Source organism: Pararhodobacter sp. (assembly GCF_034676545.1).
Lineage (GTDB): Bacteria > Pseudomonadota > Alphaproteobacteria > Rhodobacterales > Rhodobacteraceae > Pararhodobacter.
On record NZ_JAUCBZ010000015.1, the window covers coordinates 35,679 to 60,593 of the forward strand.

29 protein-coding genes are annotated in these 24,915 nt (G+C 65.0%); 11 read left to right on the plus strand and 18 right to left on the minus strand.

Annotated features, from left to right (window positions below):
• Positions 1-4 precede the first annotated feature (4 nt).
• Positions 5-1,012, plus strand: a complete 1,008-nt coding sequence (locus VDQ28_RS03520; RefSeq protein ID WP_323034617.1) for an NAD-dependent epimerase/dehydratase family protein — start codon at positions 5-7, stop codon at positions 1,010-1,012.
• On the opposite strand, the gene VDQ28_RS03525 is transcribed toward VDQ28_RS03520, so the two are convergent.
• The 3 genes from VDQ28_RS03525 to purD all read right to left on the minus strand — a co-directional run bounded on the left by VDQ28_RS03525 (position 1,009) and on the right by purD (position 4,333).
• Complete coding sequence (locus VDQ28_RS03525; RefSeq protein WP_323034618.1) at positions 1,009-2,229, minus strand: MFS transporter; 1,221 nt, start codon at positions 2,227-2,229, stop codon at positions 1,009-1,011. The two genes, VDQ28_RS03520 and VDQ28_RS03525, sit on opposite strands and share 4 nt — an antisense overlap.
• A 121-nt stretch (positions 2,230-2,350) precedes the next feature.
• The gene (gene recO / locus VDQ28_RS03530; RefSeq protein WP_323034619.1) at positions 2,351-3,067 is read right to left on the minus strand and encodes a DNA repair protein RecO; all 717 of its coding nucleotides are present in this window, start codon (positions 3,065-3,067) and stop codon (positions 2,351-2,353) included.
• Between the two features lie 3 nt (positions 3,068-3,070).
• On the minus strand, positions 3,071-4,333 hold the full coding sequence (gene purD, locus VDQ28_RS03535) for a phosphoribosylamine--glycine ligase (protein WP_323034620.1): 1,263 nt from the start codon (positions 4,331-4,333) through the stop codon (positions 3,071-3,073).
• A gap of 68 nt (positions 4,334-4,401) precedes the next feature.
• Here purD and xseA point away from each other — a divergent pair, with 68 nt between their 5' ends.
• Both xseA and VDQ28_RS03545 read left to right on the plus strand, forming a co-directional pair.
• A complete protein-coding gene (xseA, locus tag VDQ28_RS03540) occupies positions 4,402-5,913 on the plus strand; it encodes an exodeoxyribonuclease VII large subunit (RefSeq protein ID WP_323034621.1) in 1,512 nt (503 codons plus the stop codon).
• 194 nt (positions 5,914-6,107) lie between these two features.
• Positions 6,108-7,067 carry an acetyl-CoA carboxylase carboxyltransferase subunit alpha gene (locus tag VDQ28_RS03545; protein WP_323034622.1) on the plus strand — a complete coding sequence of 320 codons (960 nt, stop codon included), beginning with the start codon at positions 6,108-6,110 and terminating at the stop codon, positions 7,065-7,067.
• Between the two features lie 18 nt (positions 7,068-7,085).
• On the opposite strand, the gene VDQ28_RS03550 is transcribed toward VDQ28_RS03545, so the two are convergent.
• The 5 genes from VDQ28_RS03550 to VDQ28_RS03570 all read right to left on the minus strand — a co-directional run bounded on the left by VDQ28_RS03550 (position 7,086) and on the right by VDQ28_RS03570 (position 10,232).
• Positions 7,086-7,517 (minus strand): cytochrome c, encoded by a 432-nt coding sequence (locus tag VDQ28_RS03550; protein WP_323034623.1) that lies wholly within the window; start codon positions 7,515-7,517, stop codon positions 7,086-7,088.
• Positions 7,518-7,606: 89 nt separating this feature from the next.
• Positions 7,607-7,942, minus strand: coding sequence for a TfoX/Sxy family protein (locus tag VDQ28_RS03555; RefSeq protein WP_323034624.1), 336 nt, complete (start codon positions 7,940-7,942; stop codon positions 7,607-7,609).
• Positions 7,943-7,945: 3 nt separating this feature from the next.
• Positions 7,946-8,680, minus strand: a complete 735-nt coding sequence (locus VDQ28_RS03560) for a 1-acyl-sn-glycerol-3-phosphate acyltransferase (RefSeq protein WP_323034625.1) — start codon at positions 8,678-8,680, stop codon at positions 7,946-7,948.
• On the minus strand, positions 8,680-9,561 hold the full coding sequence (locus VDQ28_RS03565; RefSeq protein ID WP_323034626.1) for a cell division protein FtsX: 882 nt from the start codon (positions 9,559-9,561) through the stop codon (positions 8,680-8,682). Before VDQ28_RS03565 ends, VDQ28_RS03560 begins: the two co-directional genes overlap by 1 nt.
• Positions 9,561-10,232, minus strand: coding sequence for a cell division ATP-binding protein FtsE (locus tag VDQ28_RS03570; protein ID WP_323034627.1), 672 nt, complete (start codon positions 10,230-10,232; stop codon positions 9,561-9,563). Before VDQ28_RS03570 ends, VDQ28_RS03565 begins: the two co-directional genes overlap by 1 nt.
• 167 nt (positions 10,233-10,399) lie before the next feature.
• Here VDQ28_RS03570 and VDQ28_RS03575 point away from each other — a divergent pair, with 167 nt between their 5' ends.
• Positions 10,400-11,161 carry a zinc-ribbon domain-containing protein gene (locus tag VDQ28_RS03575; RefSeq protein WP_323034628.1) on the plus strand — a complete coding sequence of 254 codons (762 nt, stop codon included), beginning with the start codon at positions 10,400-10,402 and terminating at the stop codon, positions 11,159-11,161.
• On the opposite strand, the gene VDQ28_RS03580 is transcribed toward VDQ28_RS03575, so the two are convergent.
• Both VDQ28_RS03580 and VDQ28_RS03585 read right to left on the minus strand, forming a co-directional pair.
• The gene (locus tag VDQ28_RS03580; RefSeq protein ID WP_323034629.1) at positions 11,158-11,532 is read right to left on the minus strand and encodes a diacylglycerol kinase; all 375 of its coding nucleotides are present in this window, start codon (positions 11,530-11,532) and stop codon (positions 11,158-11,160) included. The genes VDQ28_RS03575 and VDQ28_RS03580 overlap by 4 nt on opposite strands.
• 76 nt (positions 11,533-11,608) lie before the next feature.
• Positions 11,609-11,857 carry an accessory factor UbiK family protein gene (locus tag VDQ28_RS03585; RefSeq protein ID WP_323034630.1) on the minus strand — a complete coding sequence of 83 codons (249 nt, stop codon included), beginning with the start codon at positions 11,855-11,857 and terminating at the stop codon, positions 11,609-11,611.
• A 114-nt stretch (positions 11,858-11,971) separates the two neighbouring features.
• Between VDQ28_RS03585 and lgt the strand changes: the two genes are divergently transcribed.
• The 4 genes from lgt (at position 11,972) to VDQ28_RS03605 (ending at position 15,000) form a co-directional block, all read left to right on the plus strand.
• Positions 11,972-12,859, plus strand: a complete 888-nt coding sequence (gene lgt, locus VDQ28_RS03590; protein WP_323034631.1) for a prolipoprotein diacylglyceryl transferase — start codon at positions 11,972-11,974, stop codon at positions 12,857-12,859.
• Positions 12,856-13,959 (plus strand): class I SAM-dependent methyltransferase, encoded by a 1,104-nt coding sequence (locus VDQ28_RS03595; protein WP_323034632.1) that lies wholly within the window; start codon positions 12,856-12,858, stop codon positions 13,957-13,959. The genes lgt and VDQ28_RS03595 overlap by 4 nt, the downstream gene beginning before the upstream one ends.
• The gene (gene pgeF, locus VDQ28_RS03600) at positions 13,949-14,701 is read left to right on the plus strand and encodes a peptidoglycan editing factor PgeF (protein WP_323034633.1); all 753 of its coding nucleotides are present in this window, start codon (positions 13,949-13,951) and stop codon (positions 14,699-14,701) included. The genes VDQ28_RS03595 and pgeF overlap by 11 nt, the downstream gene beginning before the upstream one ends.
• A 131-nt stretch (positions 14,702-14,832) precedes the next feature.
• Positions 14,833-15,000, plus strand: a complete 168-nt coding sequence (locus VDQ28_RS03605; protein WP_323034634.1) for a hypothetical protein — start codon at positions 14,833-14,835, stop codon at positions 14,998-15,000.
• 1 nt (position 15,001) lies between these two features.
• Here VDQ28_RS03605 and recR read toward each other — a convergent pair whose 3' ends face one another.
• The 6 genes from recR to VDQ28_RS03635 form a co-directional block, all read right to left on the minus strand.
• Positions 15,002-15,601: a recombination mediator RecR gene (recR, locus tag VDQ28_RS03610; protein WP_323034635.1), complete on the minus strand. Its 600-nt coding sequence runs from the start codon at positions 15,599-15,601 to the stop codon at positions 15,002-15,004.
• Between the two features lie 3 nt (positions 15,602-15,604).
• Complete coding sequence (locus tag VDQ28_RS03615; protein WP_323034636.1) at positions 15,605-15,952, minus strand: YbaB/EbfC family nucleoid-associated protein; 348 nt, start codon at positions 15,950-15,952, stop codon at positions 15,605-15,607.
• A gap of 78 nt (positions 15,953-16,030) precedes the next feature.
• Positions 16,031-17,770: a DNA polymerase III subunit gamma/tau gene (locus tag VDQ28_RS03620; RefSeq protein ID WP_416349348.1), complete on the minus strand. Its 1,740-nt coding sequence runs from the start codon at positions 17,768-17,770 to the stop codon at positions 16,031-16,033.
• Positions 17,771-17,941: 171 nt separating this feature from the next.
• Complete coding sequence (locus VDQ28_RS03625) at positions 17,942-18,928, minus strand: NAD(P)H-quinone oxidoreductase (protein ID WP_323034638.1); 987 nt, start codon at positions 18,926-18,928, stop codon at positions 17,942-17,944.
• Between the two features lie 59 nt (positions 18,929-18,987).
• Entirely contained in the window at positions 18,988-19,845 is an 858-nt protein-coding gene (locus VDQ28_RS03630; RefSeq protein WP_323034639.1) for a branched-chain amino acid aminotransferase, read from the minus strand.
• Between the two features lie 66 nt (positions 19,846-19,911).
• The gene (locus VDQ28_RS03635) at positions 19,912-20,601 is read right to left on the minus strand and encodes a COQ9 family protein (protein ID WP_323034640.1); all 690 of its coding nucleotides are present in this window, start codon (positions 20,599-20,601) and stop codon (positions 19,912-19,914) included.
• A gap of 181 nt (positions 20,602-20,782) precedes the next feature.
• On the opposite strand from VDQ28_RS03635, the gene rpsU reads away from it, so the two are divergent.
• Positions 20,783-20,989 (plus strand): 30S ribosomal protein S21, encoded by a 207-nt coding sequence (rpsU, locus tag VDQ28_RS03640; protein ID WP_323034641.1) that lies wholly within the window; start codon positions 20,783-20,785, stop codon positions 20,987-20,989.
• 81 nt (positions 20,990-21,070) lie between these two features.
• Here rpsU and VDQ28_RS03645 read toward each other — a convergent pair whose 3' ends face one another.
• Positions 21,071-21,385, minus strand: a complete 315-nt coding sequence (locus VDQ28_RS03645; RefSeq protein WP_323034642.1) for a hypothetical protein — start codon at positions 21,383-21,385, stop codon at positions 21,071-21,073.
• A 474-nt stretch (positions 21,386-21,859) separates the two neighbouring features.
• Here VDQ28_RS03645 and VDQ28_RS03650 point away from each other — a divergent pair, with 474 nt between their 5' ends.
• Positions 21,860-23,143 (plus strand): glycosyltransferase family 4 protein, encoded by a 1,284-nt coding sequence (locus VDQ28_RS03650; RefSeq protein WP_323034643.1) that lies wholly within the window; start codon positions 21,860-21,862, stop codon positions 23,141-23,143.
• Here the strand turns inward: VDQ28_RS03650 and VDQ28_RS03655 are convergent.
• Positions 23,138-23,596, minus strand: a complete 459-nt coding sequence (locus VDQ28_RS03655; protein ID WP_323034644.1) for an Lrp/AsnC family transcriptional regulator — start codon at positions 23,594-23,596, stop codon at positions 23,138-23,140. The genes VDQ28_RS03650 and VDQ28_RS03655 overlap by 6 nt on opposite strands.
• A gap of 144 nt (positions 23,597-23,740) precedes the next feature.
• On the opposite strand from VDQ28_RS03655, the gene ald reads away from it, so the two are divergent.
• On the plus strand, positions 23,741-24,859 hold the full coding sequence (ald, locus tag VDQ28_RS03660; protein WP_323038059.1) for an alanine dehydrogenase: 1,119 nt from the start codon (positions 23,741-23,743) through the stop codon (positions 24,857-24,859).
• The last annotated feature ends 56 nt before the right edge of the window (positions 24,860-24,915 follow it).

The window sequence follows — 24,915 nt, forward strand, 5'->3', positions numbered from 1 at the left end:
GCGCATGAAGTTGTTCATCACCGGAGCCTCGGGTTTTATCGCCAAGCATATCGTGTTGCAGGCCTTGAACGCCGGGCATTTCGTGACCGGCTCGCTGCGGTCCTTGGGGCGGGTCGATGAAATCCGCGAGGCCCTCGTCCCGCATCTGACCAATTTCCGGAACCTTGAAAACCTGGCTTTTGTGCCGTTGGACCTGACGCAGGATGCCGGTTGGCCCGAGGTGATGCGCGGGCATGATGCGCTACTGCACACCGCCTCGCCGTTTCCGATTGGCGCGCCCAGGACGGCGGATGACCTGATCATTCCGGCGCGTGAGGGCACCAGGCGGGCCCTGAGTGCAGCGGCGCATGTGGGTGTCAGGCGTGTGGTCCTGACCTCGTCTTGCGCCGCTGTTTGGGAGCAGGTTCCCACCAGCCGCGACGCCACGGAGGCCGACTGGACCGATCCGGGCGCGCGGGGCGTTTCGGCCTATACGCAGTCGAAAACCATCGCCGAACGCCTCGCCTGGGAGATCGCGCAGCAGGCAGGTCTGGCGCTGACGGTGATCAACCCGTCGATGGTCATGGGGCCGCCGCTGGATCGCCATTTCGGCGCCTCGGCCGGGTTGGTGCAGCGGCTGATGTCGGGCAAGGATCCGATGAACATCGACACCGGGTTGGGCGTTGTCGATGTCCGCGACGTGGCGCGGATGCATATCGCGGCGGTCGAGGACCCCAGCACGGCGGGCGAGCGGTTCATCGCCAACGCCGGCACGCTCACCTTTCAGGAGATCGGCCTTGCCTTGAAGGCGGCATACCCGGACCGGCGCATTGCAACCACGGTGGCCCCGCATTGGCTGATCCGGGTGATGGGGCTGTTTGACGCTGATATCCGCGCCGCCGGGCCGCTGCTTGGGCGTCATTTCCGGGCCTCGCACGCCAAGGCGCAAGCCCGGCTGTGCATGTCATTCATCCCGCCCAAAGACAGCGTTTTGGCCTGTGCGGCCGCCCTGACCGAGATGGGCAGCCACTAGGCCAACCGGGTGCGCGCCTTGCCCAGCCGGGGATGCAAGCGCCCGGCCAGCACATACATGCCCAGAAGGCCGAACCCCACGGCGGCGAAAATCCCCTGGATCGGCGCGACCATCAGGATCAGCGCCCCGAGGCCCGGCGTCATGATGCCCGACACATCGCGAAAGCTGGAATAGACGGCGGCCATTTCCGTGCGTTCCGACGGTTTGACGGCCATCAAAAAGGGCAGTCCCGCCGAGATATCCAGCAGCACCAGAAACGCCGACGCCACGAACAGCAACCCCACGGTGAGGTAGGGCACCGGCGAAACCGCCGCCAGAAGAAACCCGATCGTGGCGACCAGGAACCCGGTGCGCACGGCTGTACGCACAGAATGCCTCTGCACCCAGCGCAACATGAGCGGTGTTGTGAACAAGAACCCGTTGGTCAACGACACAAGCGCGCCGCCCAAGGCGGGCGGCAGGCCGGATTCGATGGCATAGATCGGCAGATAGACGATATACCCCCACCAGCCACAACTGCGCAGGACCGCGAACAGCCAGCCGGCGATCAGCCGCGGTTGCGCGAAAAACCGGCTGATGAAGGCCAGCGGGTTGGGCGCCGTGCCGCGCGCCTTCTGGATGATCTTGCCATTCCCCAGCCGCAGCCACCAGAACACCGCCAGCTGCACCAGCGCCCCGACCGCGCCGACCAGAAATGGCGCAGGTGCCCAGATATTCAGCAGCGCGACACCGGTAACCGGCCCTGCGGTCCACGACAGGGCGCTATAGAACATGCGCAGTGTCTCGGTGCGGCCAAGGTCATGTTTCGACACATAATCCAGCACATAGGCGTTGAGGCAGATGAAGCAGGTAACCGTCGCCAAGGTGCAACACATCAGCGCCGGAACGATATACATCCCGCCCAACATGCCAAACCCGCAACCGACGAAATACAGCAGCGCCCCCAGGGAATACAGCCAGCGGCGCGGCACAAAGCGGTTGATCCATGGCAGCAACAGTCCCACGTACAAGGAAATGAGCCCGATGCCGAAATAGACCCATGAGACAGTCCCCGCGTCCCCCAAGGCCCGGTACATGGCCAGCGGAAACACCGACAGCAACATCCCGCGGATCATGGCCTCGACGCCCGACAGTGTGGCAAAGGCCTTCGCACCCGGCTTGCGCGCAGCCGCCGATGGAGGGTGGCGCAGCCACTCGGGGATGGAACGTTCAAACATGGAGCCTCCACCCTCCAGTGATCCGCAGTGGCGCGCCCCTGTCTATCCTGCAACCGACCCCCTGCATGTCGGAATTGCACCTGTTAAGTGAGTCCTTGTGATTTCATCTTGCCTTAAATACTCAAAAACGCCCGACCAGCCGCGCCCGCGCCTCAGGCAAGGGTCGGGCGCCCAAGGCCGGGGCCAGAACCGCGTGCAGGAAATGCCCGGTTGTGCGTAGACCCTGCGCCATGGCCGCGCGGGTTTCGGGTGTCGTTTCATCCAGCAACAACGGCGGCAAGGGCAGCAATCGGTCAGCGAACGCCCCCGCCCCTTTCGCGGTCACCGCGCGCCCGGTGCGCGGCGAGACATAGGCCAACCCGTCAACCGCCCCCGTCACCGCACAGCAAGTCAGATCCAGCCCATAGCCGGTCTCCTCCAGCAACAACCGCTCCCAGGCCAGATAGGCGCCGAACCATGGTTCCCCTGCGGCCAGCAGGTCGAGCAGGTGGATCGTTGCGGCATAGAACCGGGGGTGCGGGTCGCGCTCGGGCAGGGCAAAGACCGTCAGCGCCGCGATGGCATTCAGCGCCGCCAGCCGTTCGGCATCAACCATGATCGCCGCCGCACGCCCCCGGATGGGTTCCACCGTAAACGCGCCCAGATGCTCATCCAATCGCGCGCGCCACACCAGATGCAGTTGCGCGCCGGGTTGCAGGATCGGGGCCATGCGCCGCCCGGCACCACCCCGCACCACGCCTTTGTGCAGCCCATGCTCGGGCGACAAGACCTCGATGATTGCAGCACTTTCGCCATGGGGACGCGCGGTCAGCAGAACGCCCTCGCCCGTCCATTCCATCGCTTACAGCGCCCGCCAGCCGATATCGCGGCGACAGAACCCGCCCGGCCAGTCGATCTGATCGACCATCGCATAGGCCCGCGCTTGCGCCTCGGCCAGCGTTTCGCCGCGCGCCGTGACCCCCAGCACACGCCCGCCATGCGCAACCACCGCCCCAGCCTCGCGCTTGGTGCCTGCATGGAACACCATGTTGAAACTGTCCTCGGGCATACCGTCCAGGCCCTTGATTTCCGTGCCTTTCACATAATCACCCGGATATCCCTTGGCGGCCATCACCACGGTCAGGGCATGGTCATCGGCCCAATTGACCCGCGCGCCCTCCAGCCGCCCCTGCGCACAAGCCAGCATCAGATCCATCGCCTGCGCGCCCAGCCGCATCATCAAGACCTGACACTCCGGGTCGCCAAACCGCGCGTTGTATTCGACCAGCTTCGCGCGCCCGTCCTCGATCATCAACCCCGCGTACAGCACGCCTTGATACGGCGTCCCGCGCCGCACCATCTCGGCCATGCAGGGCCGGATGATCTCATCCATGGCCTGTTGCGCGATGGCCTCGGTCAGCACCGGCGCAGGCGAATACGCCCCCATGCCGCCGGTGTTGGGGCCGGTGTCGCCCTCACCCACCCGCTTGTGATCCTGCGCCGAGCCAATCGGCAAACAGGTCTCGCCATCGACCAGCACGAAGTAACTCGCCTCCTCGCCGGTCATGAAATCCTCGATCACCACCTCGGCCCCTGCTGCGCCAAAACTGCCGCCGAACATGTCGTCCACCGCATCGAGCGCCTCGGACAGCGCCATCGCGACGATCACGCCCTTGCCCGCCGCCAGACCGTCCGCCTTGACGACAATCGGTGCGCCTTTTTGGTGCAGATACGCTTTGGCCGCTTCCGCATCGGTAAACCGCGCCCAGCCCGCCGTGGGGGCCTTGGCCGCGTCGCAAATCTGCTTGGTGAAGGTTTTCGAGCTTTCCAGCCGTGATGCCGCCGCCGACGGCCCAAAGCACAAGATCCCCGCCGCGCGCAGCGTATCCGCCACACCGGCCGCCAAGGGTGCCTCCGGCCCGATCACCACGAAATCTACCGCGTTTTCCTCGCAAAATCCCACGACCTCAGCCCCGTCCTCGGCGTTCAAACTCGCACATTCGGCGATGTCCGCGATCCCCGCATTGCCCGGCGCCACAATCAACCGGTCGCATTTCGGGTTCTGCTTGATCGCCCAAGCCAGCGCATGTTCACGCCCGCCCCCTCCGAGAACCAAAATGTTCATACACTCACCCCTTGGCCGCTGTTGGCGAGCGTTCTAAGGTCTGCGCGAAAGTGATACAAGCGAGCACCATGGATCTGATTGACGACGACCCCGGCGGCGCGGGCGAAAATTCCGGCGACAACGCCCATGACTTCACCGTGTCCGAGCTGTCAGGCGCGGTCAAACGCACGCTCGAGGGCGAGTTTGGCCGGGTCCGCGTGCGTGGCGAGGTCGGACGCGTGATGATCGCGCGCACCGGGCATATGTATTTCGACCTCAAGGACGACCGCGCGGTGATTGCCTCGGTCAGCTGGAAGGGTCAGGTGGCGCGCATGGCCATCAAGCCCGAGGAAGGCATGGAGGTCATCGCCACCGGGCGCCTGACCACCTTCGCGCCGCAGTCGAAATACCAGTTGCAGGTGGAAAACATCGAACCGGCAGGGGCGGGCGCGCTGATGGCGATGCTGGACGCACGCCGCAAGAAACTGGCCGCCGAGGGGTTGTTCGATGCGGGGCGCAAACGCGCGATTCCCTTTCTGCCGCAGGTGATTGGCGTGATCACCTCGCCCTCGGGGGCGGTGATTCGCGACATCCTGCACCGCCTGGCGGATCGCTTCCCGCGCCGGGTGATCGTCTGGCCGGTCGCCGTGCAAGGCGAGCGTTGCCCGGCCGACGTGGTCCGCGCCATCGAGGGCTTCAACGCGCTGCAACCCGGCGGCCCGGTGCCGCGCCCCGATGTGCTGATCGTCGCCCGCGGCGGCGGCTCGATCGAGGATCTGTGGGGCTTCAACGACGAAGCCGTGGTGCGCGCCGCCGCCGCCAGTGACATCCCGCTGATCTCCGCGGTGGGCCATGAAACCGACACCACGCTGATCGACTACGCGTCAGACCTGCGCGCGCCAACGCCGACGGCGGCGGCGGAATTGGCGGTGCCGGTGCGCGCCGACCTGTTGGCACAGACCGCCAGCCTTGGCGCGCGCCTGCACCGCGCCGGAACCAGCGGCGTACAACAACGCACCCAACGGCTGCGCGACCTCGCCCGCGCCCTGCCCCGGCCTGACACGCTTCTGGCAACCCCGGCGCAACAGCTTGACCGCACATCCGACCGTTTCGCCGGCTCGCTGCGCGCCATGGCCGACCGCAAGACGCTGGAGCTGAACCGCGCCGCCGCCGGCCTCAGACCCGGCACCCTGCGCGGCAAACTCGACGCGCGCCGCGACCGCCTGTCCCAGATCGCCAACCGCCTGACACCGGCGCTGCAAACCGGCCTCCGGCGCAAATCCGAGGCCCTGAGCGCGCAACACCTCGCCGCCCGCGCCGCCCGCGCCATGGCCAACCGGCTGGAGCGCGCCAAAACCCGGCTCGACGGCGTCATCCGCCTCCACACGACGCTGGGCTACAAGGAAACCCTCAAACGCGGCTATGCCGTGCTGCGCTCGCCCGAAGATGCCGTGCTGACCACCGCCAAAGCCGCACAGAAATCGCCATATTTCACCATCGAACTGCACGACGACAGCTTCGATGCGGCACCCCTCGTCACCCCGCCCAAACCACGCAAGAAACCCGCAGCCCCCGAACCCGACCAGGGCACCCTCTTTTGACCCACCGGTCTTTGTTCCGCAAATATCCTGGGGTGGGTCCGGGAGGGGCAACGCCCCGCCCGGTCGGCCGCGGTCCGAAAACCGCCGGCGCGAGCGGCCCCTCGATGGGGCCCGAGCGCCGTCCCCCCCCGCGTCCCCGGTTGCAACGGCCTTGCAGGATGGGCATATAGGGCCAAGTCCATGAGGTGTTGCCGATGAATTATCTGGAATTCGAAAAACCGCTGGCCGAAATCGACGGCAAGGCGACCGAATTGCGCGCCATGGCGCGCAACAATCCGGCGATGGACATTGAAAAAGAGGCCGAGGCGCTTGACAAGAAAAGCGCGCAGATGCTGACGGACCTCTACAAGTCCTTGACACCGTGGCAGAAATGCCTTGTTGCGCGGCACCCGAACCGGCCCCATTGCCAGGATTACATCGACGCCCTGTTCACCGACTTCACCCCCCTCGCCGGCGACCGCAATTTTGCCGATGATCAGGCGATCATGGGCGGGCTGGCGCGGCTCAATGACCGCCCGGTGGTGGTGATCGGCCAGGAAAAGGGCTCCGACACCAAATCCCGGATCGAGCGCAATTTCGGCATGGCCCGCCCCGAAGGCTACCGCAAGGCGATTCGCCTGATGGATCTGGCGCATCGCTTTCATCTGCCGGTGGTGACGCTGGTCGATACCCCCGGCGCCTATCCCGGCAAGGGCGCCGAAGAACGCGGCCAGGCCGAGGCCATCGCCCGCTCGACCGAGAAATGCCTGACCATCGGCGTGCCGCTGGTGTCGATGATCATCGGCGAGGGTGGCTCTGGGGGCGCGGTGGCTTTGGCGACCGCCGACCGCATCCTGATGCTGGAGCATTCGATCTATTCGGTGATCACCCCCGAGGGCTGCGCCTCGATCCTGTGGAAGGACTCCGAGAAAATGCGCGAGGCGGCCGAGGCCATGCGCTTGACCGCGCAGGACCTGTTGAAACTGGGCGTGATCGACAAGATCATCACCGAGCCCAAAGGCGGCGCACAACGCGACGCGGCGGCGGCAATCGCGGCCGTTGGCAAAGCCATCGACGAACAACTCACCGCCTTGGTCAAGAAATCCCCGGCCGAGTTGATCGCCGGGCGTCGCCAAAAATTCCTCGACATGGGCCGCAAGGGTCTGGCGGCCTAAGCGCGCCGGGGTAGGAAATCACTCGATGCCGTTCGCGCGCTGCACTTCGCGAACATAGGCGATCACCATCGCCACATCGCCGCGCGTCAGATCGGGCACCGGGGGCATGTTGCCGAACCGCCAGTGATGCGCCCGCACGCCCTGCGCCGCGGCGATCTGGAACGATTCGTCGCCGTGGTGCGAGGGTTCGTAAATGCGATGTATCAGCGGCGGCGCAAGCCCGTCGCGCCCGACGGCATTGTCACCGTGACACGAGGCGCAGGCCGTCCGGAAAATGTTGCGCCCGGTCTGCGCCCGCTCGCTCAGGGTCGCAGGCACGGTGATCTCCACCAGCGCATCCGAGCCGTCGGTGACCAGAGGTGGCGTTTGCGACTCTGCGGGCCATTGAAAGGCAACGACAGCGCCAAGGGCAACGGCGGCAGGAACGACGCCAAGCAGGACAGGTTTCATGGGGTCTCCTTGTTTCCAGCGGGCAGTTTCGGGCTTCCAGCCCCCGGAAGGTCAAGACCGTTCACATGACAAGCCTGTGAGCCATGCGCTCAGGGTTTCTGGCGCGGTTTCTTCGGCTTTGGCGCGGGCAGGTCATCGGCAATCGCCCGGACCACAGCCTGCAACGTCTCTGGATCGTTGAGCAGCGCGTCCGCGAGGATATGCGGTTTTGCGCCGGGATACGGCGGCCCCAGATCCGGGGCCTCGACCACCGCGCGCACCACCGGGCGATCCTTGAGAAACAACGTCTCGTCGCAGATCAGCCCCACCACCTTGCCGTCGCAATAGAGCGCATATTCCCCGAACATCGCCCGCGCCGATACCGGGCGGCCACCCCCCGCAAGCGTTTCGACGATATGCGCGACCGTGCTGCGCTCTGTGGCCATCGCTCAGGCCTCGACGTGAAATCCGGCTTCGGCCATCAGTTTGGTCGAGTGATGCTCGACCACGTCTTCGACCTGCGCCAGAAACGCGCGTTTCTCAAGGCCACGGTCGATGCGCGGCAGGAACTCGATCACCGCCAGGCCGGGCTCGCGGTAGATGCGCTGCCGGGGCCAGAACACGCCCACATTCACCGCGACCGGCACAACCGGGGCGTCAAGCTCTTGATAGAGAACGGAAACGCCGACCTTGTATTCCTTCTTTACGCCGGGTGCGACGCGCGTGCCCTGCGGAAAGATGATCAACTGACCGGGATCCCGCGTGCCAGAACGCACCTGCTGGACCATCGCCTTGATCGCCTGCCCGCGCTTGCCGCGATCCACCGCCACGCAGCCAATCCGCTTGCCGTACCACCCCACCAAAGGCGCATAGGTCAGCGATTTTTTCATGATGAACTTGGGGCTGGGCAGCACGCTGCACAGAATGATGATGTCGAAAAAGCTCTGGTGTTTCGAGGCCACCATCACCTCGTCGGTGGGGACTTCGCCGCGCACTTCGGATTTCAAGCCGATCATCCAGCTTGCCGACCAGCGCACATAGCGGCACCAGGCATGCACCGCAGCAATCGCGCCGCGGCGGTCGAACGCGGCCCAGGGCGCGTAGAAAATCGCCATGATCAACATCACCAGATAGGATTGGAACGCGAACACAAGCGAGCGCACCCATTGGATTCCGTAGGCCATCATCTTTCCTTTTGCAGGACGCGGGTCGCCGCGGCTTTGGTCGCGACAAGGGCAATCAGCGCGGCCAGGGGTGGAATCGCCAAGGGCGTGGCCCAGCCCCAACCGTGAAAGCCAAGCCCGGTCAGAAAGCCAGTATCCCCGGAAACCGGCAGCAACGCAAAGGCCAAAACCCCCACCGCCGTGCCGGCCAGCGCGCCGATCAGCGCGCCCAGCGTGAAACGTTGCACAAAGGCGCGGGCGATCACCCGATCACGCGCGCCGACCAGCCGCAGCACGCGGATCACCTGCGCGTTTGCCGCCAGCGAGAACCCGGCGGCCAGCGTGATCATGGCGGCCATTGCGGCGGCGATCAGCAGCACCGACACCCAGGCCAGACCGCGCAGGCTGGCGGCGGCTTGCACCAGGGGGCGACGCCAGCGCGTGTGATCGTCCAGGATCGCGCCCGGCGCCTCGGAGGCCAGCCGCAACCGCAGCCCGCTGGCGTCAAACCCCTGCGGGGCCTCGATGATTTCGATCAACCGCGGCAAGGCCAGTTGTTCCACCGGCAGATCGGGGCCGAACCACGGCTCCAGCAACGCGCGCTGCTCGTCGATATCCAGTACCCGTGTCGAGACAACGCCCGGCGTGGTGCGCAGGATTTCCACCGCCACCGCCGTTTGCGCCGCGATTTCCGAGGGCGGAGCCGACACGCGCAACGTGGCACTTTGCGCCAGCGTGTCGGACCACCGCTGCGCCAACTGCCCCGAGGACAGCGACAAGGCCAGCGCGAACACCGCCAGAAACGCCATCGCGCCCGCCGTCACCATGGTCAGCGTCGTGGTATAGCCCGACGCCGGAACAATCTGGCCCGAGTCGCGCAGGAACGAGGGGAGACGGACCATCACAACTCGCTCCCCGCCGCTTGCAGCGTGCGATCGGCGATCCGCAGATTGCGCGCCGACACTTGCGTTTTGGCGGTGCGGATCAGGTTCAGGTCATGCGTGGCGATCATCACGGCGGTGCCCATGCGGTTCAACTCGACCAGCAAGGACAGCAACCGCTGCGACATCTCCCAATCGACGTTGCCGGTCGGCTCATCGGCCAGCACAACCTCGGGCGACATGATCACGGCGCGCGCCAAGGCGGCGCGCTGGCGTTCGCCGCCCGACAGGGTTGGTGGCCGCGAATCGGCTTGATGCTCCAGCCCGACCCAAGACAGCAACTCCCGCAGATCGTCCTGCGGCACCGGGCGACCGGTGGCGACAAACGGCAGCGCCACATTTTCCGCCAGTGTCAGGTGATCGAGAAACTGGCAATCCTGATGAATGACTCCAATCCGGCGGCGCGTATCGGCCAGCGCATCCCGCGACAGGGTTCGCGTGTCCTGCCCAAAAATCTGGATATCGCCCGAGCGCGGCTGCAAATCGCCGTAGCACAGCTTGAGCAGCGTGCTCTTTCCCGCCCCCGAAGGTCCGGTCAGGAAGTAAAACGCACCCGGTGCGATATGCAGGTCAACACCCATCAGCAGGCCGCGCCCGCCATAATCGTGTGACACATTCGCCAGCCTGATCACTGATAACCCCTTTGCGCCCATTCAAGGAACAGGCTGCGCTCTTGGAAGTTGACTTGGTGCTTGCTACAACAGCCTTGCACCTTAGCCAATGGCCGAGGCGGGCAACGGGCCAAAAACCCCCGTTGGGCCGGAAATTCCGAGCGTGATCGTCCGATGAAGAGGTACCAATGCGACTGACCTGTCCGAACTGCAACGCGCAGTACGAAGTGGATGAAAGGGTCATTCCCCAGAATGGGCGTGATGTGCAATGTTCGGCCTGTGGCAATACTTGGTATCAGTATCCGATGGAGGTGGCGTTGCGCATGCGCGCCGCCGAGTTGGACGAGGATGACGACGACGACGATTTGCCACCCCCGACCTCGGATGGAACCAGTCGCCCGCAAGCACCGCGCATCGACAAGACCGTTCTGGATGTGCTGCGCGAGGAGGCCGAGTTGGAGATGTCCGCGCGCAACCGGCCCAAATCCGCGCTGGAAACCCAGGGCGATCTGGGCCTGACCCGGCCGACGCGCTCCAAGGCCGCCCCGCCGAAGGTCTATGGCGAGGATGACGAAACCCCGCCGCCGCTGCCCAACGTGCCGCCGCCGCTGCCACCCTCCGAGACCACCGACACCGCAGAGCCGATGCGTCGGCGGAACCTGTTGCCCGATATCGAGGAACTGACATCGACGCTGGAACCGGGCACCGATGCCCGGCGCAGCACCGAGGATCACGAGGATCACGAGGCCAGCAGCAGCCAGAACAGCTTTCGCAACGGGTTGTCGCTGGTGGTCTTGATCGCGATGTTCCTGATTGCGATCTACTTGCTGTCGCCGCTGATCGCCACCTATGTACCCGCCCTCGACGGTGTGCTGACCACCTATGTCGGCCTTGTCGACTCATTGCGGGCAACGGTGTCAGGCCAACTGCGGGGCCTCATCGGCGGTTAACCCGCCCAAAGCCCCCAAAGCACCACGGCCCAGGCAACCCCGGCTGCCAGCGCCGTCAGCGCAACCGCCGCGCTGCCGCAGTCCTTGGCTTTGCCCGCCATCGGGTGTTGCTCCATCGAGATATAATCCACCACCACCTCGATCGCCGTGTTCGCCAGCTCGACCGCCAGAATCAAGATCCCCAGCGCCAGGATCAAGGCGCGTTCCGCGGGGCTGAGGGGCAACCAGAACACAAACCCGGCCGAGATCACATTGGCCAGCGTCCATTGTCGCAGGGTTTTCTCGCTTGCCCATGCCGCCGCGAACCCCTGCCACGACCACACGCATGTCTTTCCGAATCGCCGCGCTTCCGCCGTGAGCCAAGACAGCATCCCTTCCTCCTCACCCTGTCGGACAAGATTAGGACGAGTCCGGGCAAAGGGAAAGCACGGCGCTGAACCGTTGCGCTTAACTGTTGTGTTTGGCTTCCAGCGCCTCGATGCGGGCCTTGAGCGCCGCGTTTTCTTCGCGCGCCTTTTGCGCCATGCCGCGCACCGCGTCGAATTCCTCGCGGGTCACAAAATCGCGATCCGCCAGCCAGCGATCCATCAGGCTTTTCAGCGCCGTTTCCGCCTCGGTCCGCGCCCCTTGGGCCACGCCCATGGCGTTGGTCATCAATTTGGACAGATCATCAAAGATTTTATTGCCGGGCTGCATCGGGCGCTCCTGTGCTGGGTTGGGGCACTATATGGGACTGACAGCCGCCAATCGCAAGGTTGACTTCGTCGCCCGTGCGCAGGAAGACCTGAGCGACCAGCCCAAAGGTATCCCATGCACGCCCTCATCGAGTTTCCGTCTTTCCTGCGCCCAGAGATTTTCGCCGTCGATATCGGCGACTTCACACTGGCGCTGCGCTGGTATGCACTGGCCTATATCGCCGGCTTCGTGATCGGCTGGCGATTGATCGTTCTGGCGATGCGGCGGCCGCAATGGTGGCCCGGCGGCGTGGCCCCGATGAGCGCCGAGCAGGTCGAGCAACTGCTGACCTGGATCATCGTCGGCGTGATCCTGGGCGGGCGGCTGGGGTTCGTGCTGTTCTATCAGCCGGGCTACTATCTGGCGCACCCGCTGCAAATCCTGCGGGTGTGGGAGGGCGGCATGTCCTTCCACGGCGGCCTGGGCGGCGCGACGCTGGCCGGGTTCCTGTTCGCGCGGCGCAACGGCATTGCGCCCTCGGCCCTCGGGGATTCCATGGCGCTGGTGATCCCGGTCGGCCTGTTTCTGGGCCGCATCGCCAATTTCATCAACGCCGAGCTTTGGGGCCATCCGACAACCCAGCCCTGGGGCGTGCTGTTCCCCGGCTCTGGTGGCCTGTGCCCCAGCGATTGGCCTCATGAATGCGCGCGCCACCCGACGCAGCTTTATGAGGCCGGGTTGGAGGGGCTGCTGCTGGGCGTGATCATGTGGTTCCTCGCCACCCGCACCAGCGCCCTGCGGCGCCCGTGGCTGGTCACCGGCGTGTTTCTGACGGTCTACGGGCTGGCGCGGATGCTGGTCGAGATCTGGCGGATGCCCGACGATCAGTTTCTGGCCACCGACCCGGCTGGCTATGTGATCCGGCTGGGCGATTTCGGCCTGACGATGGGCCAGACCCTCAGCCTGCCGATGGTGGTGATCGGCGTGGCGCTGGCGCTGATTGCGGGGCGCAAACCGGCATGACGGCGCTGGCGAAACTCTTGATGCAGCGCATCGCGCTGGCCGGACCGATGAGCCTGGCGGAATACATGACCGACTGCCTGCTGCATTCCGAGCACGGCTATTACGCCACGCGCGACCCTTTGGGCACGGCGGGCGATTTCACCACCGCGCCGGAAATCAGCCAGATGTTCGGCGAAATGCTGGGCCTGTGTCTGGCGCAGGCCTGGCTGGATCAAGGCGCGCCCGCACGTTTCGCGCTGGCAGAACCCGGACCGGGGCGCGGCACGCTGATGGCCGATATCTGGCGGGCGACGCGCGGCGTTCCCGGTTTTCACGCCGCCGCGACCCTCCATCTGATCGAGGGCTCGCCGGTTCTGCGCGATCTTCAGGCCAAAACGCTGGCCGGGTTGCCGGTGTCCTGGTGCGACGGGTTTGACGCCCTGCCCGATGACCGGCCGCTGTTCCTGATCGCCAACGAATTCTTTGACGCGCTGCCCATTCGCCAATTCCAGCGCGCCCCGCATGGCTGGCGCGAGATGGTCGTGGGCCTCAAGGACGGGGCGCTGAGGCCGGGGTTGACCGAAGCCGTGCCGCTGGCCGATCTCGATCACCGGCTCGACGATACGCAAGACGGCGACGTTGTGGAAACCAGCGCCGCTGCCGCCGCCGCGATGCAGCCGATCGCCGAGCGGATCGCCGCGCAGGGCGGCGTGGCGCTTGTCATCGACTATGGCCATTGGCGCAGCCGGGGCGATACGTTTCAGGCGCTGGAAAACCACGCCTACGCCGACCCTTTCGCGCATCCCGGCCTTGCCGATCTCACCGCGCATGTCGATTTCGAGGCCCTCGCCCGCGCCGCGCCGCAACTGGTACACAGCGCGCTGACGCCGCAAGGCGACTTGCTGAAAGCCCTCGGAATCGAGGCCCGCGCCGCCCGTCTGGCCCAAAGCCTGACCGGATCGGCACTGGATTCGCATCTGGCCGCATATCACCGCTTGACCGATGCCACAGAAATGGGAACGCTGTTCAAGGCGCTGGCATTCGTCGCGCCCGACACACCGTTGCCGCCCGGGTTCGCGCCTTGGTCCGCTCCGCCCAACGAGGCCTGGAATGACGCTTGAGATCCTGACCGCCGACGCGCTGGCCCCTGTGCACCACGGGTTCTTCACCCGGCGCGGCGGGGCCTCGTCGGGGATTTTCGCGGGTCTCAACTGCGGCACGGGGTCGTCGGACCAAAGCGATATCGTCGCAATCAATCGCGCCCGCGTTGCCCATGCGATGGCGGTCGACCCCGGCGCCTTGGTCAGCGTTCACCAGATCCATTCCGCGCAGGTCGCCACCGTCACTGAACCCGGCCCCCAGGGGCGCGCCGATGCGATGGTCTGCAACACGCCGGGTCTGGGGCTGGCGATCCTGACCGCCGATTGCATGCCGGTCTTGCTGGCAGACCCAGAGGCCGGCGTGATCGGTGCCGCCCATGCCGGCTGGCGCGGTGCCCTGGATGGCGTGCTAGAGGCAACAGTTGACGCAATGGTCGCGCTTGGCGCAGAACGGCAGTCCATCACCGCTGTGATCGGCCCCTGCATCAGCCAGGCCGCCTATGAGGTCGGTCCTGAATTTCTGGAGGAATTTCAAGCCGAAGACCCGGAATTCATGCGGTTTTTCGCCAACGGCCAGGGCGACCGCTATCAGTTTGATCTGCCCGGTTTCGGCCTCATGCGGCTGCGCGAGGCCGGGATCGCACAGGCCGACTGGACCCGCCATTGCACCTATGCCGACCCGCGCCTGTTCTATTCCTACCGCCGTTCCGTGCATGGGTCCGAGGCGGATTACGGGCGGCTGATCTCGGTGATCCGCCTGTAACCGTCGTGGTTAAGATTTTCCCATTAAGCGTGCGATTTTCGCGGCCAGCGCCCCTTTCTGGCCGCATTTTCCCGTCATTCTGATCGCAAGTGAGGGGCAAACCCGTGCCTCTGTTCAGAAAGGACGAATCAATGGCAAAATCATCCCGCTGGAGCCAATGGGTCATCTCGGAAAGCGCGGATCCCGGCATTCCACTGCCGTGGACCTTGGTTGAACGCGTTCGCGAAAAGGCGCGTGACACGGTGCATTCTGCCATCTCGATCAACAATTCCTCGCCGCAATCGCAGGCGTTGCGCTGATCTACAGACGCCGCCGCGCCGCCAACGCGGCCGAGATCGTGCCGTCGTCCAGATAATCCAGCTCACCCCCCATCGGCACGCCCTGCGCCAGCGCCGACAGTTGCACGCCCGTGGGCGCCAATGCCTCGGCGATATAATGCGCGGTGGTCTGCCCTTCGACGGTGGCATTCAGCGCCAGGATCACCTCGCGCACGCCCTCTTGGCCAACGCGCGCCACCAGATGCGGGATGCGCAATGCCTCGGGGCCAATCGACTCAAGCGCTGACAATGTGCCGCCCAGCACATGATAACGCCCGGTAAAACCACCCGCGCGCTCCATCGCCCACAGGTCCGACACATCCTCGACGACGCACAACACGCCGGTTTCCCGCTTGGCACTGGCGCAAATCGGGCAGGTGTCATGGTCCGAGATATTGCCGCAAATCCGGCAATCGCGCGCCGAGGCCGAAACCTTGGCCAGCGCCAGCGCCAAAGGCTCCATCACCCCCGACCGCTTGCGCAACAGGTGCAACACCGCCCGACGCGCCGACCGCGGCCCAAGCCCCGGCAACCGCGCCATCAGCGCGATCAAAGCCTCGATATCGCCGGGCGCATCGGCCATCGGTTACATCCCCGGCAGGTTCATATCCGCCGGCAGCCCCATGCTTTGCGCCAGCTTGCCCATCTCGGCCTTGCTGCGCGCCTGCGCGCGGCTCTGCACATCCTTGATCGCCGCCAGAATCAGATCCTCGACGATTTCTTTATCCTCGGCAGAGAAAATCGACGGATCAATCGTCAGCGCCGTCAGCACGCCCTTGGCATTCGCCTTGGCCTTGACCAGACCCGCGCCGCTTTCCCCCTCGACAATGATGCTGTCCAGCTCGCTTTGCAGCGCCTCCATCTTGCCCTGCATCTCTTGCGCGGCCTTCATCATCTTGCCCATGTCGCCCAGTCCACCAAGACCCTTCAGCATTGCATCATCTCCTGTATTCATGCGTTGTTCGTCAAATAAGGGTGCCGAGCGAAGGCTGCAAGGCACACTGCCGGGACATCAGTCCTCGAACGGGTCCCATTCATCCTCGACCTCGGGCAGGGCGGCCTCGGCAATGTCGATGGCGGTCTCGACCGGGTCATGGAACCGCAGCTCTGATTTCGGAAACGCCGCAAGGATCGCCTGCACCAACGGCAGTTCTCGCGCCTTGGCCTTGCGCGCTTCCAGATCGGCGTCCTGCACCTCGGCGATGGTCTTGCCGCCGCCCTGCGCAATCGTCACGCCCCAGCGCGCGCCGGTCCAGCTTTGCAACCGCGCCGACAGCCGCGAGGCCAGATCGACGGGGGCCTGTTCTGTCGGCTCGAACTCGATGCGGCCGGGCGAATAGCGCACCAACCTGAGGCAGGTTTCCACCTCGGTGCGCAGCACCATGTCGCGGCGCTCGCGGATCAGGTCCAGCACATGCTCGAACGTGGCATAGTGCGCCAGCGGCGACAGGTCGCCCGCCAGCGCCGCCTGCGCACCGCCGCCGCCCGAGGGCCCCATGCCGCGCCCCATCGCATTGGTCGCCCCGCCGCCCTGCCCCGGCTGCGGCATCGGCGCCCCACCCCCACCACCACCCGAAGGCGGCGGCGGCGGCGGGCTGTCTTGCAACCGGCGGATCAAGTCATCTGGCGTCGGCAGGTCGGCCACATGCGTCATGCGGATCACCGCCATTTCCGCGGCCATCATCGCATTCGGTGCGTTCGACACTTCCTCCAGCGATTTCAGCAACATCTGCCACATCCGCGCGAGAATGCGCAGATCCAACCGCCCGGCCAGATCCGCGCCCCGCGCGCGTTCCTCGGGGCCAACCGTCGGGTCCTCCGCCGAGGCCGGCGTGATCTTGATCACCGACACCCAATGCGTGATCTCCGCCAGATCGCGCAGCACCGCCACCGGGTCCGCACCATCGGCGTATTGCGAGGCCAGTTCCTCCAAAGCACCTGCCGCATCACCGCGCATGATCGCCTCGAACAGGTCCATCACCCGGCCACGATCCGCCAACCCCAGCATGGCGCGCACCTGATCGGCCCCGGTTTCCCCGGCTCCATGGCTGATCGCCTGATCCAACAGGCTCATTGCATCACGCACGGACCCTTCCGCCGCCCGCGTGATCAACGCCAAAGCCTCAAGAGTGATCTGCGCGCCCTCCTTACCCGCAATCATCTCCAGATGCGCGATCATCACCTCGGGCTCGATGCGCCGCAGATCGAACCGCTGACAGCGCGACAGAACCGTCACCGGAACCTTGCGAATCTCGGTCGTGGCAAAGATGAATTTCACATGCGGCGGCGGCTCTTCCAGCGTCTTCAACAGCGCGTTGAACGCGTTGTTCGACAACATGTGCACTTCGTCGATGATGTAAATCTTGTAGCGCGCACTGGCCGCCCGATACGCCACCGAGTCAATGATCTCGCGAATGTCGCCCACACCAGTGCGGCTGGCGGCGTCCATCTCCATCACATCGACATGCCGCCCACCGGTGATCGCCACGCAATGCTCGCAGACGCCACACGGCTCGGTGGTCGGTCCGCCCTGCCCGTCCACGCCAATACAGTTCAACCCCTTGGCAATGATCCGCGCGGTGGTGGTTTTCCCCGTCCCGCGAATGCCGGTCATGATGAAGCCGTGATGAATCCGATCCGCCGCAAACGCGTTTTTCAGCGTGCGCACCATCGCCTCTTGCCCGATCAGATCGGCAAAAGTCTCGGGCCGGTATTTCCGGGCCAGAACCTGATAAACGTCGCTCATCTGCATCCTCTCGGCTCAGACACTAGGCACCCGCGCCCGCACCGTCCAGCGCCTCAATTTCATCTTGCCCCAAATACTCACGGGGTTCCCCAAGGGGCGCGTGCGTCCCTTGGGTCGGGTGCGGGTGGACACCCGCGCGGGCCGAGGGGGCTCGATGCCCCCGAGGCACGCCCCCCCTCACCCCGCAACCGTCAACACGATCTTGCCGATATGCTGCGAGGTTTCCAGATAGGCATGGGCCGCCGCCGCCTCACCCAGAGCGAACTCGCGATCCATCACCGGGGCGATGCGCCCGGCCTCCAGCAACGGCCAGACCTCGCGCTCCAGCGCCGCGGCGATCCGCGCCTTGGCCTCGAGGGATTGCGGGCGCAGGGTTGATCCGGTGATCGTCAGCCGCCGCATCATCACCTGCGCCAGGTTCAATTCCACCTTCGCCCCGGTCATCAGCGCGATCTGCACCAACCGCCCCTCCAACGCCAGGGCGCTGAGGTTGCGCGCCACATAGGACCCGCCAACCATATCGAGGATCAGATTGGCCCCACCCTCGGCCTTGAGGATCTCGACAAAATCCTCGTCCCGATAATTGATCGCCCGCGCGGCACCCAACCGCGTGCAGGCGTCACATTTTTCTGCCGATCCCGCCGTGGCGAACACCCGCGCGCCGCGCGCATTGGCCAGTTGAATCGCCGTCGTGCCGATCCCGGAACTGCCGCCATGCACCAGAAACCGCTCGCCGGCCTGCAAGCCGCCGCGCTCGAACACATTGGTCCAGACGGTGAAATAGGTCTCCGGCAAGCAAGCCGCCGCGCGCAGATCCATCCCCTTGGGCACCGGCAAGGCATGAACCGCCGGGGTCGCCACATATTCGGCATAGCCACCACCCGGCAGCAGCGCGCAGACCTGATCGCCGACCTTCCAGCGGGTCACACCCGGCCCGACCTCGGCCACCGTGCCGGACGCCTCAAGCCCCGGCAGGTCCGAGGCATCCGGCGGCGGCGCATAGGTGCCAGCGCGCTGCGCCGCGTCGGGGCGGTTGACCCCGGCATAGGCCACGCGGATCACGATCTCGCCATGACCGGCGACCGGAACCGCCCGGCTGGCGGGTTTCAGCACCTCTGGCCCGCCCGGTTTGCTGATTTCGACAACGCGCATTGTGTGGCTCATGGGGCTCTCCGCTGGTTTCGCCGCAGCATATCCATCGCAGCCCCCTGCGCAACCGTCCCTTACCGGGAAAGCGCCCAATCCCAATAGAGGTCGCGCGCGCGGGTGGCGATCGTGCCCTGCCCCAGATCGCGATCCTCGAACCGCGCAACCGGCATCACCTTGGCGATATTGCCGGTGACGAAAATCTCCTCGGCGCGGTGGAAATCTTCAACCGCCAGCGTGCATTCGACCACCTCGATCCCGTCGTCGCGCATCAGCCCCATGATGCGCTGACGGGTCAAGCCGTTCAGGAAGGTGCCGTTGGGCACCGGGGTGAACACCACGCCATCGCGCACCATGAACACGTTGGTCGAGGCGGTTTCGGCGATATTGCCTTCGAAATCCTTGGACAGCGCGTTCGAGAAGCCGCGTTTGCGCGCCTCGGCCATGATGCGCCCATTGTTGGCATAAAGCGACGCGGCCTTGGCCTCGGTCAGCGCCATGTCGGGGCGTGGCCGGCAATAGGGCGAGACGGTCAGCGAAAACGCGCCCGGCTGCGGCATCGGCAGCGTCTCGATGCTCAGGGCGAATTGGGTCGACTCGGGCACCAGATCAATCAGACCCGGCGTCGAATCCGCCGCCCACATCATCGGCCGCAGATACAGCTCGGCACCCGGCGCAAACATCTTGCAGCCTTCCTCCAGCAAGCCCTGCACGGTCTCGCCGTCCACCGGCGCAATCATGCCCATCGCCTCGGCGGATTTGACGATCCGCGCCGAATGCAGATCGAGGTCCGGGCGCACGCCGTCAAACTGCCGCGCGCCGTCAAACACACCCGAGCCAAGCCACGCGCCATGATCGGCGGCCTTGATCACCGCCACATCGCCGCGATGCCATTTGCCCTCAAACCAGGTTGCGATTTCCTTGCCGACTGCCATGTTGCGCCCTCCAATGCTGGGGGCGGATGTATCTGGCCCCCTGCAAGGCGTCAACGGTTGGCGCGGTCAGGACTGCTTGCGATCCCAGACACCCGGCAACGGCCCGGTTCCCTCGGGTTTGCGCATCGACTCCAGCAGCTTGAACGGCAGACCGAACACAGGGCCCAGCACCGGCGAGGCTTTGACCTTGGCCTTGGTTTTCTCGAAATTCATCACCCCGGCGATGCGACGATCCAGAAAAGCCCAGGTATCCGCGTGACCGGCGCTCTCATCGCCCAGCCAATACAGCACCGTCGAGGAATACACCGCCGACAGGATCGCGCGTTTCGAATACCAGTTGCCATCCTCCGAGGTATCGCCCAGCGCGTTCCAGATCGCATCCGCCGTGTTCCACATCGCGCGCGCGGCCTCGGGGGCGTTTTGCGGCAGCGCCATCAGCGTTGCGGCGCGGCGCACCACCTCGCGATCCGCCGCCTCCAGCCGCAGGCGCAGGGCCAGAGTCACGCGTTCAGAATAGCGCAGCGCCGCAAGGTCGGTCGACGCCAGTCCCGCCAGCATCGCCGCATCGCCGCGCCGATGATAGGCCAGCGCCAGATCCAGCCCGCCGCGTGGATAGATCACCCGCGCCAGCGCCAGATCCAGCCCGGTCTCTTGCGCCGCGGCGGCCAGCGTCGCCTCGGACCAGCCGTCAAACGGCACATGGTCCAGCGCGGCGTCCAGCAGGCGGTCGGCGGCGGTCTTTTGGTCGGTGGTCATGGCAGCCCCCTCTGGTGTTCCCTTTGATTTAGGCCGATGCGCACCAAAGGCCAAGGCCCGGATTTTGACAGCACCCGATCCTCTTGCGCGGATTCAAACGTAGACAAAGCCGCCAAGGCTTGCTAAGGGGGCGCTTCCTGCACTTTATGAAACTCTAACTTAGGAAGGTGGTGAAAACCACATGCAGGTAAGTGTTCGTGATAACAACGTTGAGCAAGCTCTTCGTGCTCTGAAGAAGAAACTTCAGCGTGAGGGTGTCTTTCGCGAGATGAAGCTCAAGCAGCATTTCGAAAAGCCCTCGGTCAAGAAAGCTCGGGAGCAAGCCGAAGCCGTCCGTCGTGCGCGTAAATTGGCGCGCAAGAAGGCACAACGCGAAGGCATGGTCTGAGTTACGTTGGCCTTTATGGCAAACGCAGACAGAACCCCCGGACCTTTGGGCCCGGGGGTTCTTTTTTGTCGTGCAGGTCGCTTACATCTCGTGGATTTCCGCGACTTCCACGGAGCCGGAGCCGTCAATCACCATCGGGCAGCCCGAGGCCATGAGCTTGGCCGCCTCGATATCGGTGGCGCTGACCACCGTGTAGCCAGACACCGGGTTGGCCCCGCCATGCGCCACAGAACCGCTGGCAGACACGGTGTGCGATTGCGAGACCGGGTTGCCCGGATCAACCACCGCGTCGCCCATCTCGGAATACCAGGTATTCCACGCGGCCATCATCCGCTCGCCTTCTTCTTGCGTCGCAGGCATGCCGCCGCCGTGATAAATATACAGATATTTTGCCATCGGTCTCTCTCCCTTGTTGAATCTGGTGCGCCCACCACAACCCGATCCGGCGCGCGCAGGCTCAAGGTCCAACCCTCGGCGTGGCGCAGAACCTGATCGTCGTCGGGCAAGTCTGCATGGCTCGGGACAAACTCGGTCCCGCCGTCGTTTTCGCGGCGCGTCAATGCCACATGCCTTTCAAAACCGCGCCTGTCGCTCCGATCTTGCCAGCCGCAAGTGAAACCCATGACATGCAGCGGGTCAACCTCGGTGCCGGAACCCTTGAAACGCCCCCCCGCGGCATCGGTCCACGTTTTGCGTCATGGGTCATGACTGGCGACCAAGGGCACGCCAACCATCGGTTTTTCGAAATACCCAGAATTCCGGTCAATCAACCGAAAGCTGAAAACGCACGCGCGCCGGCGTTCCGGGCGCCAAGCCATTGACGCATCAGCCAAGATCATCGACAAAGATCGCCTTGTAGCGTGAGAGTCCATGTCTGGAAATCCTGCCCCTTCAGCCCCGAGAATTCTCATTGTTGCAGACAATGCCTCGGCGCTTTTCGGCGGTGAGGCGATCTTGCCGCTCAAGTATTTCACCTTGTTGGCCCGCCGTGGGCGCGATGTGCACCTGATCACCCATGCGCGCAATCGCGACGCGCTGAACGCCGCACTCCCCGACCTGACCGACCGCATCACCTATTCCCCCGACACCAAGATCCATCGCGTCTTGTGGCGCATCGGCGCGCGCTTTCCCGGCGTGATCCGCGACCATTTGTTCGGCAATCTCATGGGGTTTGTGACCGGCTGGCAGCAGCGCAAGCTGGCGCGCGCCATGGTGCGCGCGGGCCGCGTCGATCTGGTGCATCAACCGATCCCCGTATCGCCCGCCGCGCCGTCGATGCTGTATGATCTTGGCGTGCCGGTGGTGATTGGCCCGATGAATGGCGGCATGAATTATCCCCCGGACTATCAGGATTTCGAGGGCCGCGCCGCGCACTGGTTCGTCAGCCTGGCGCGGCCGTTGGCAGGCCTGGTCAACCGTCTGATCCCCGGCAAACGCCGCGCCGCGATGCTTTTGGTCGCCAATGCCCGCACTGCCGCCGCCCTGCCCCTGCGGCACCCGCAGGTGATAGAACTGGTTGAAAATGCGGTTGATTTCGACCTCTGGGGCAACACGCCCGCCGCGGCATCGTCGGGCAATACCTTTCGGCTGGTGTTCATGGGGCGGCTGCAGGCCCTCAAGGGCCTTGCGCAAACCATTGATGCGCTGGCCCTCGCCCGCGAACGCCTGCCCGACATCACCCTGTCGCTGGATATCCTTGGCGATGGGCCGGAAATGCAGGCGTTGCAGGCGCAGGTTGCGCGTTTGGGCCTTGACGATGCGGTGCGCTTTCCCGGCTTTCTGCCGCAAAAGGACTGCGCCCGGTATCTTGCCAATGCCGATGCGCTGATCCTCGCCAGCCTGCGCGAATGCGGCGGTGCCGTGGTGCTCGAGGCGATGGCGATGGGGCTGGCGGTGATCGCCAGCGATTGGGGCGGCCCGGCGGATTATATCGACCAGAGCTGCGGCCTCCTCGTGCCGCCCTCGCCACGCGCGGGGTTTGTCGATCGCCTGGCGCAGGCAATCGCAACACTGGCCACGAACCCGGAGCTGACTCGCGCCCTGGGTCAGGCGGGTGCTGTGCGGGCGCGCGACCATTTTGACTGGAACGGCAAGATCGACCGGATCGAAGCGCTCTATCGGCAAGCGCTGCCCCCCCGCGGCACGCCGCTATAAATCCAGCGCCGTCGTCTTGACCACCGTGCGCAAGGCGAAAGAGCTTTGCATCTGCGCGACACCCGGCAAACGCGCCAGATATTGCCGGTGAATCCGCGCGAAGTCCTCGGTATGCTCGACGATCAGCTTGAGCAGATAATCGGCGCTCCCCGCCATCAGATGACACTCCAGCACATCCGGAATCCGCGCCACGCCCTTTTCAAACGCCTCCAACACCTCGTCGGACTGGCTGCTCAGCTTGATCTCGACATAAACCGTCGTCGGCTTGCCCAGCTTGCGCGGGTCCAGAATCGCGACATAGCCGGCAATGAACCCGTCGCTTTCCAGCCGGTGCACACGCCGATGACAGGCCGAGGGAGACAGGGCGACCTGCTCTGCCAGATCGGCATTCGAGATCCGGCCGTCGCGTTGCAGAACCCGCAAGATCCGGCGGTCTGTGGCGTCTAGCTGCATCGCAGCGCAATCATCATCGAAGAATTCCCGTTTTCGTCGTCATTTCTTGCCAAGTTCTGCGGAAATTCGGGCAAAAAATCAACCATTCGCGCCGCGCTTGCCGTACTCTTTTCAAAAAACACCCAACCCAACAGGAGACCCATGATGCTCATCGGATGCCCAAAGGAAATCAAGCCGCAAGAATTCCGCGTCGGCATGACCCCCGCCGCCGCGCAAGAGGCCATTGCCGCGGGGCATACGGTGATCATCGAGACGAACGCGGGTTTGGGGTCGGGGTTTACCGATGATGACTACACCGCTGCCGGGGCCGGGATCGTGGACACCGCCGCCGAAATCTTTGCCACCGCCGAGATGGTGGTCAAGGTGAAAGAGCCTCAGCCCTCGGAGCGCAAGCAATTGCGGGAAAATCAGGTGTTGTTCACCTATCTCCACCTCGCCCCGGACCCCGACCAGACCCGCGATCTGCTGGACAGCGGCTGCACCGCCATCGCCTATGAAACCGTCACCGACGCCAATGGGGGCTTGCCGCTGCTGGCGCCCATGTCCGAGGTTGCCGGGCGTCTTGCGCCACAGGTCGGCGCCTGGACGCTGCAAAAGGCGAATGGTGGGCTGGGCGTGCTGATGGGCGGCGTTCCGGGCGTGCGCCCCGCCAATGTGGTGATCATCGGCGGCGGGGTGGTCGGCACGGCGGCAGCGCGGGTTGCCGTGGGGATGGGCGCGAATGTCACGGTGATGGATCGCTCGATTCCGCGCATGTCCTATCTGGATGACATCTTTCAGGGTCGCTTGACCACGCAATATTCCAACGCCGCGGGCCTCGCCTCGCGGCTGCCCACGGCGGATATGGTGATCGGCGCGGTGCTGATCCACGGGGCCGCCGCGCCCAAGCTGGTGACCCGCGCGCAGCTGTCGATCATGCAGCCCGGCGCGGTGATCGTCGATGTCGCCATTGACCAGGGCGGCTGCTTTGAAACCTCCCGCGCCACGACCCATCAAGACCCGATCTACGCGGTCGATGGAGTGATGCACTACTGCGTTGCCAACATGCCCGGCGCGGTGGCCCGGACATCGACAATCGCGCTCGGCAATGCCACGTTGCCGTTCCTGATGCGGCTGGCGAACAAGGGTTGGCGACAGGCCTGTGACGAGGATGAACATTTGCTGCATGGCCTGAATGTCCACGCCGGCAATCTGACCTATGAGGCGGTCGGCACCGCCCTGAACCTGCCCGTCATTTCTGCGCGCGAGGCCCTGCGACTCTGATCAACGCCAAGCCCGGTTTTCACCCGAAAAATCGCATCTCGAACCGGCGGAAGGAT

Coding starts and splice junctions, on each gene's coding strand:
- ald (WP_323038059.1), top strand. CDS start 23,741: ATGCTCATCGGATGCCCAAAGGAAATCAAGCCGCAAGAATTCCGCGTC.
- VDQ28_RS03580 (WP_323034629.1), bottom strand. CDS start 11,532: ATGCTGTCTTGGCTCACGGCGGAAGCGCGGCGATTCGGAAAGACATGC.
- VDQ28_RS03565 (WP_323034626.1), bottom strand. CDS start 9,561: ATGGTCCGTCTCCCCTCGTTCCTGCGCGACTCGGGCCAGATTGTTCCG.
- VDQ28_RS03550 (WP_323034623.1), bottom strand. CDS start 7,517: ATGAAACCTGTCCTGCTTGGCGTCGTTCCTGCCGCCGTTGCCCTTGGC.
- VDQ28_RS03560 (WP_323034625.1), bottom strand. CDS start 8,680: ATGGCCTACGGAATCCAATGGGTGCGCTCGCTTGTGTTCGCGTTCCAA.
- VDQ28_RS03655 (WP_323034644.1), bottom strand. CDS start 23,596: ATGCAGCTAGACGCCACAGACCGCCGGATCTTGCGGGTTCTGCAACGC.
- VDQ28_RS03645 (WP_323034642.1), bottom strand. CDS start 21,385: ATGGCAAAATATCTGTATATTTATCACGGCGGCGGCATGCCTGCGACG.
- pgeF (WP_323034633.1), top strand. CDS start 13,949: ATGACGCTTGAGATCCTGACCGCCGACGCGCTGGCCCCTGTGCACCAC.
- VDQ28_RS03545 (WP_323034622.1), top strand. CDS start 6,108: ATGAATTATCTGGAATTCGAAAAACCGCTGGCCGAAATCGACGGCAAG.
- VDQ28_RS03620 (WP_416349348.1), bottom strand. CDS start 17,770: ATGCAGATGAGCGACGTTTATCAGGTTCTGGCCCGGAAATACCGGCCC.
- VDQ28_RS03625 (WP_323034638.1), bottom strand. CDS start 18,928: ATGAGCCACACAATGCGCGTTGTCGAAATCAGCAAACCGGGCGGGCCA.
- VDQ28_RS03585 (WP_323034630.1), bottom strand. CDS start 11,857: ATGCAGCCCGGCAATAAAATCTTTGATGATCTGTCCAAATTGATGACC.
- VDQ28_RS03575 (WP_323034628.1), top strand. CDS start 10,400: ATGCGACTGACCTGTCCGAACTGCAACGCGCAGTACGAAGTGGATGAA.
- rpsU (WP_323034641.1), top strand. CDS start 20,783: ATGCAGGTAAGTGTTCGTGATAACAACGTTGAGCAAGCTCTTCGTGCT.
- VDQ28_RS03635 (WP_323034640.1), bottom strand. CDS start 20,601: ATGACCACCGACCAAAAGACCGCCGCCGACCGCCTGCTGGACGCCGCG.
- recR (WP_323034635.1), bottom strand. CDS start 15,601: ATGGCCGATGCGCCCGGCGATATCGAGGCTTTGATCGCGCTGATGGCG.
- purD (WP_323034620.1), bottom strand. CDS start 4,333: ATGAACATTTTGGTTCTCGGAGGGGGCGGGCGTGAACATGCGCTGGCT.
- VDQ28_RS03525 (WP_323034618.1), bottom strand. CDS start 2,229: ATGTTTGAACGTTCCATCCCCGAGTGGCTGCGCCACCCTCCATCGGCG.
- VDQ28_RS03605 (WP_323034634.1), top strand. CDS start 14,833: ATGGCAAAATCATCCCGCTGGAGCCAATGGGTCATCTCGGAAAGCGCG.
- xseA (WP_323034621.1), top strand. CDS start 4,402: ATGGATCTGATTGACGACGACCCCGGCGGCGCGGGCGAAAATTCCGGC.
- VDQ28_RS03650 (WP_323034643.1), top strand. CDS start 21,860: ATGTCTGGAAATCCTGCCCCTTCAGCCCCGAGAATTCTCATTGTTGCA.
- recO (WP_323034619.1), bottom strand. CDS start 3,067: ATGGAATGGACGGGCGAGGGCGTTCTGCTGACCGCGCGTCCCCATGGC.
- VDQ28_RS03555 (WP_323034624.1), bottom strand. CDS start 7,942: ATGGCCACAGAGCGCAGCACGGTCGCGCATATCGTCGAAACGCTTGCG.
- VDQ28_RS03520 (WP_323034617.1), top strand. CDS start 5: ATGAAGTTGTTCATCACCGGAGCCTCGGGTTTTATCGCCAAGCATATC.
- VDQ28_RS03630 (WP_323034639.1), bottom strand. CDS start 19,845: ATGGCAGTCGGCAAGGAAATCGCAACCTGGTTTGAGGGCAAATGGCAT.
- lgt (WP_323034631.1), top strand. CDS start 11,972: ATGCACGCCCTCATCGAGTTTCCGTCTTTCCTGCGCCCAGAGATTTTC.
- VDQ28_RS03615 (WP_323034636.1), bottom strand. CDS start 15,952: ATGCTGAAGGGTCTTGGTGGACTGGGCGACATGGGCAAGATGATGAAG.
- VDQ28_RS03595 (WP_323034632.1), top strand. CDS start 12,856: ATGACGGCGCTGGCGAAACTCTTGATGCAGCGCATCGCGCTGGCCGGA.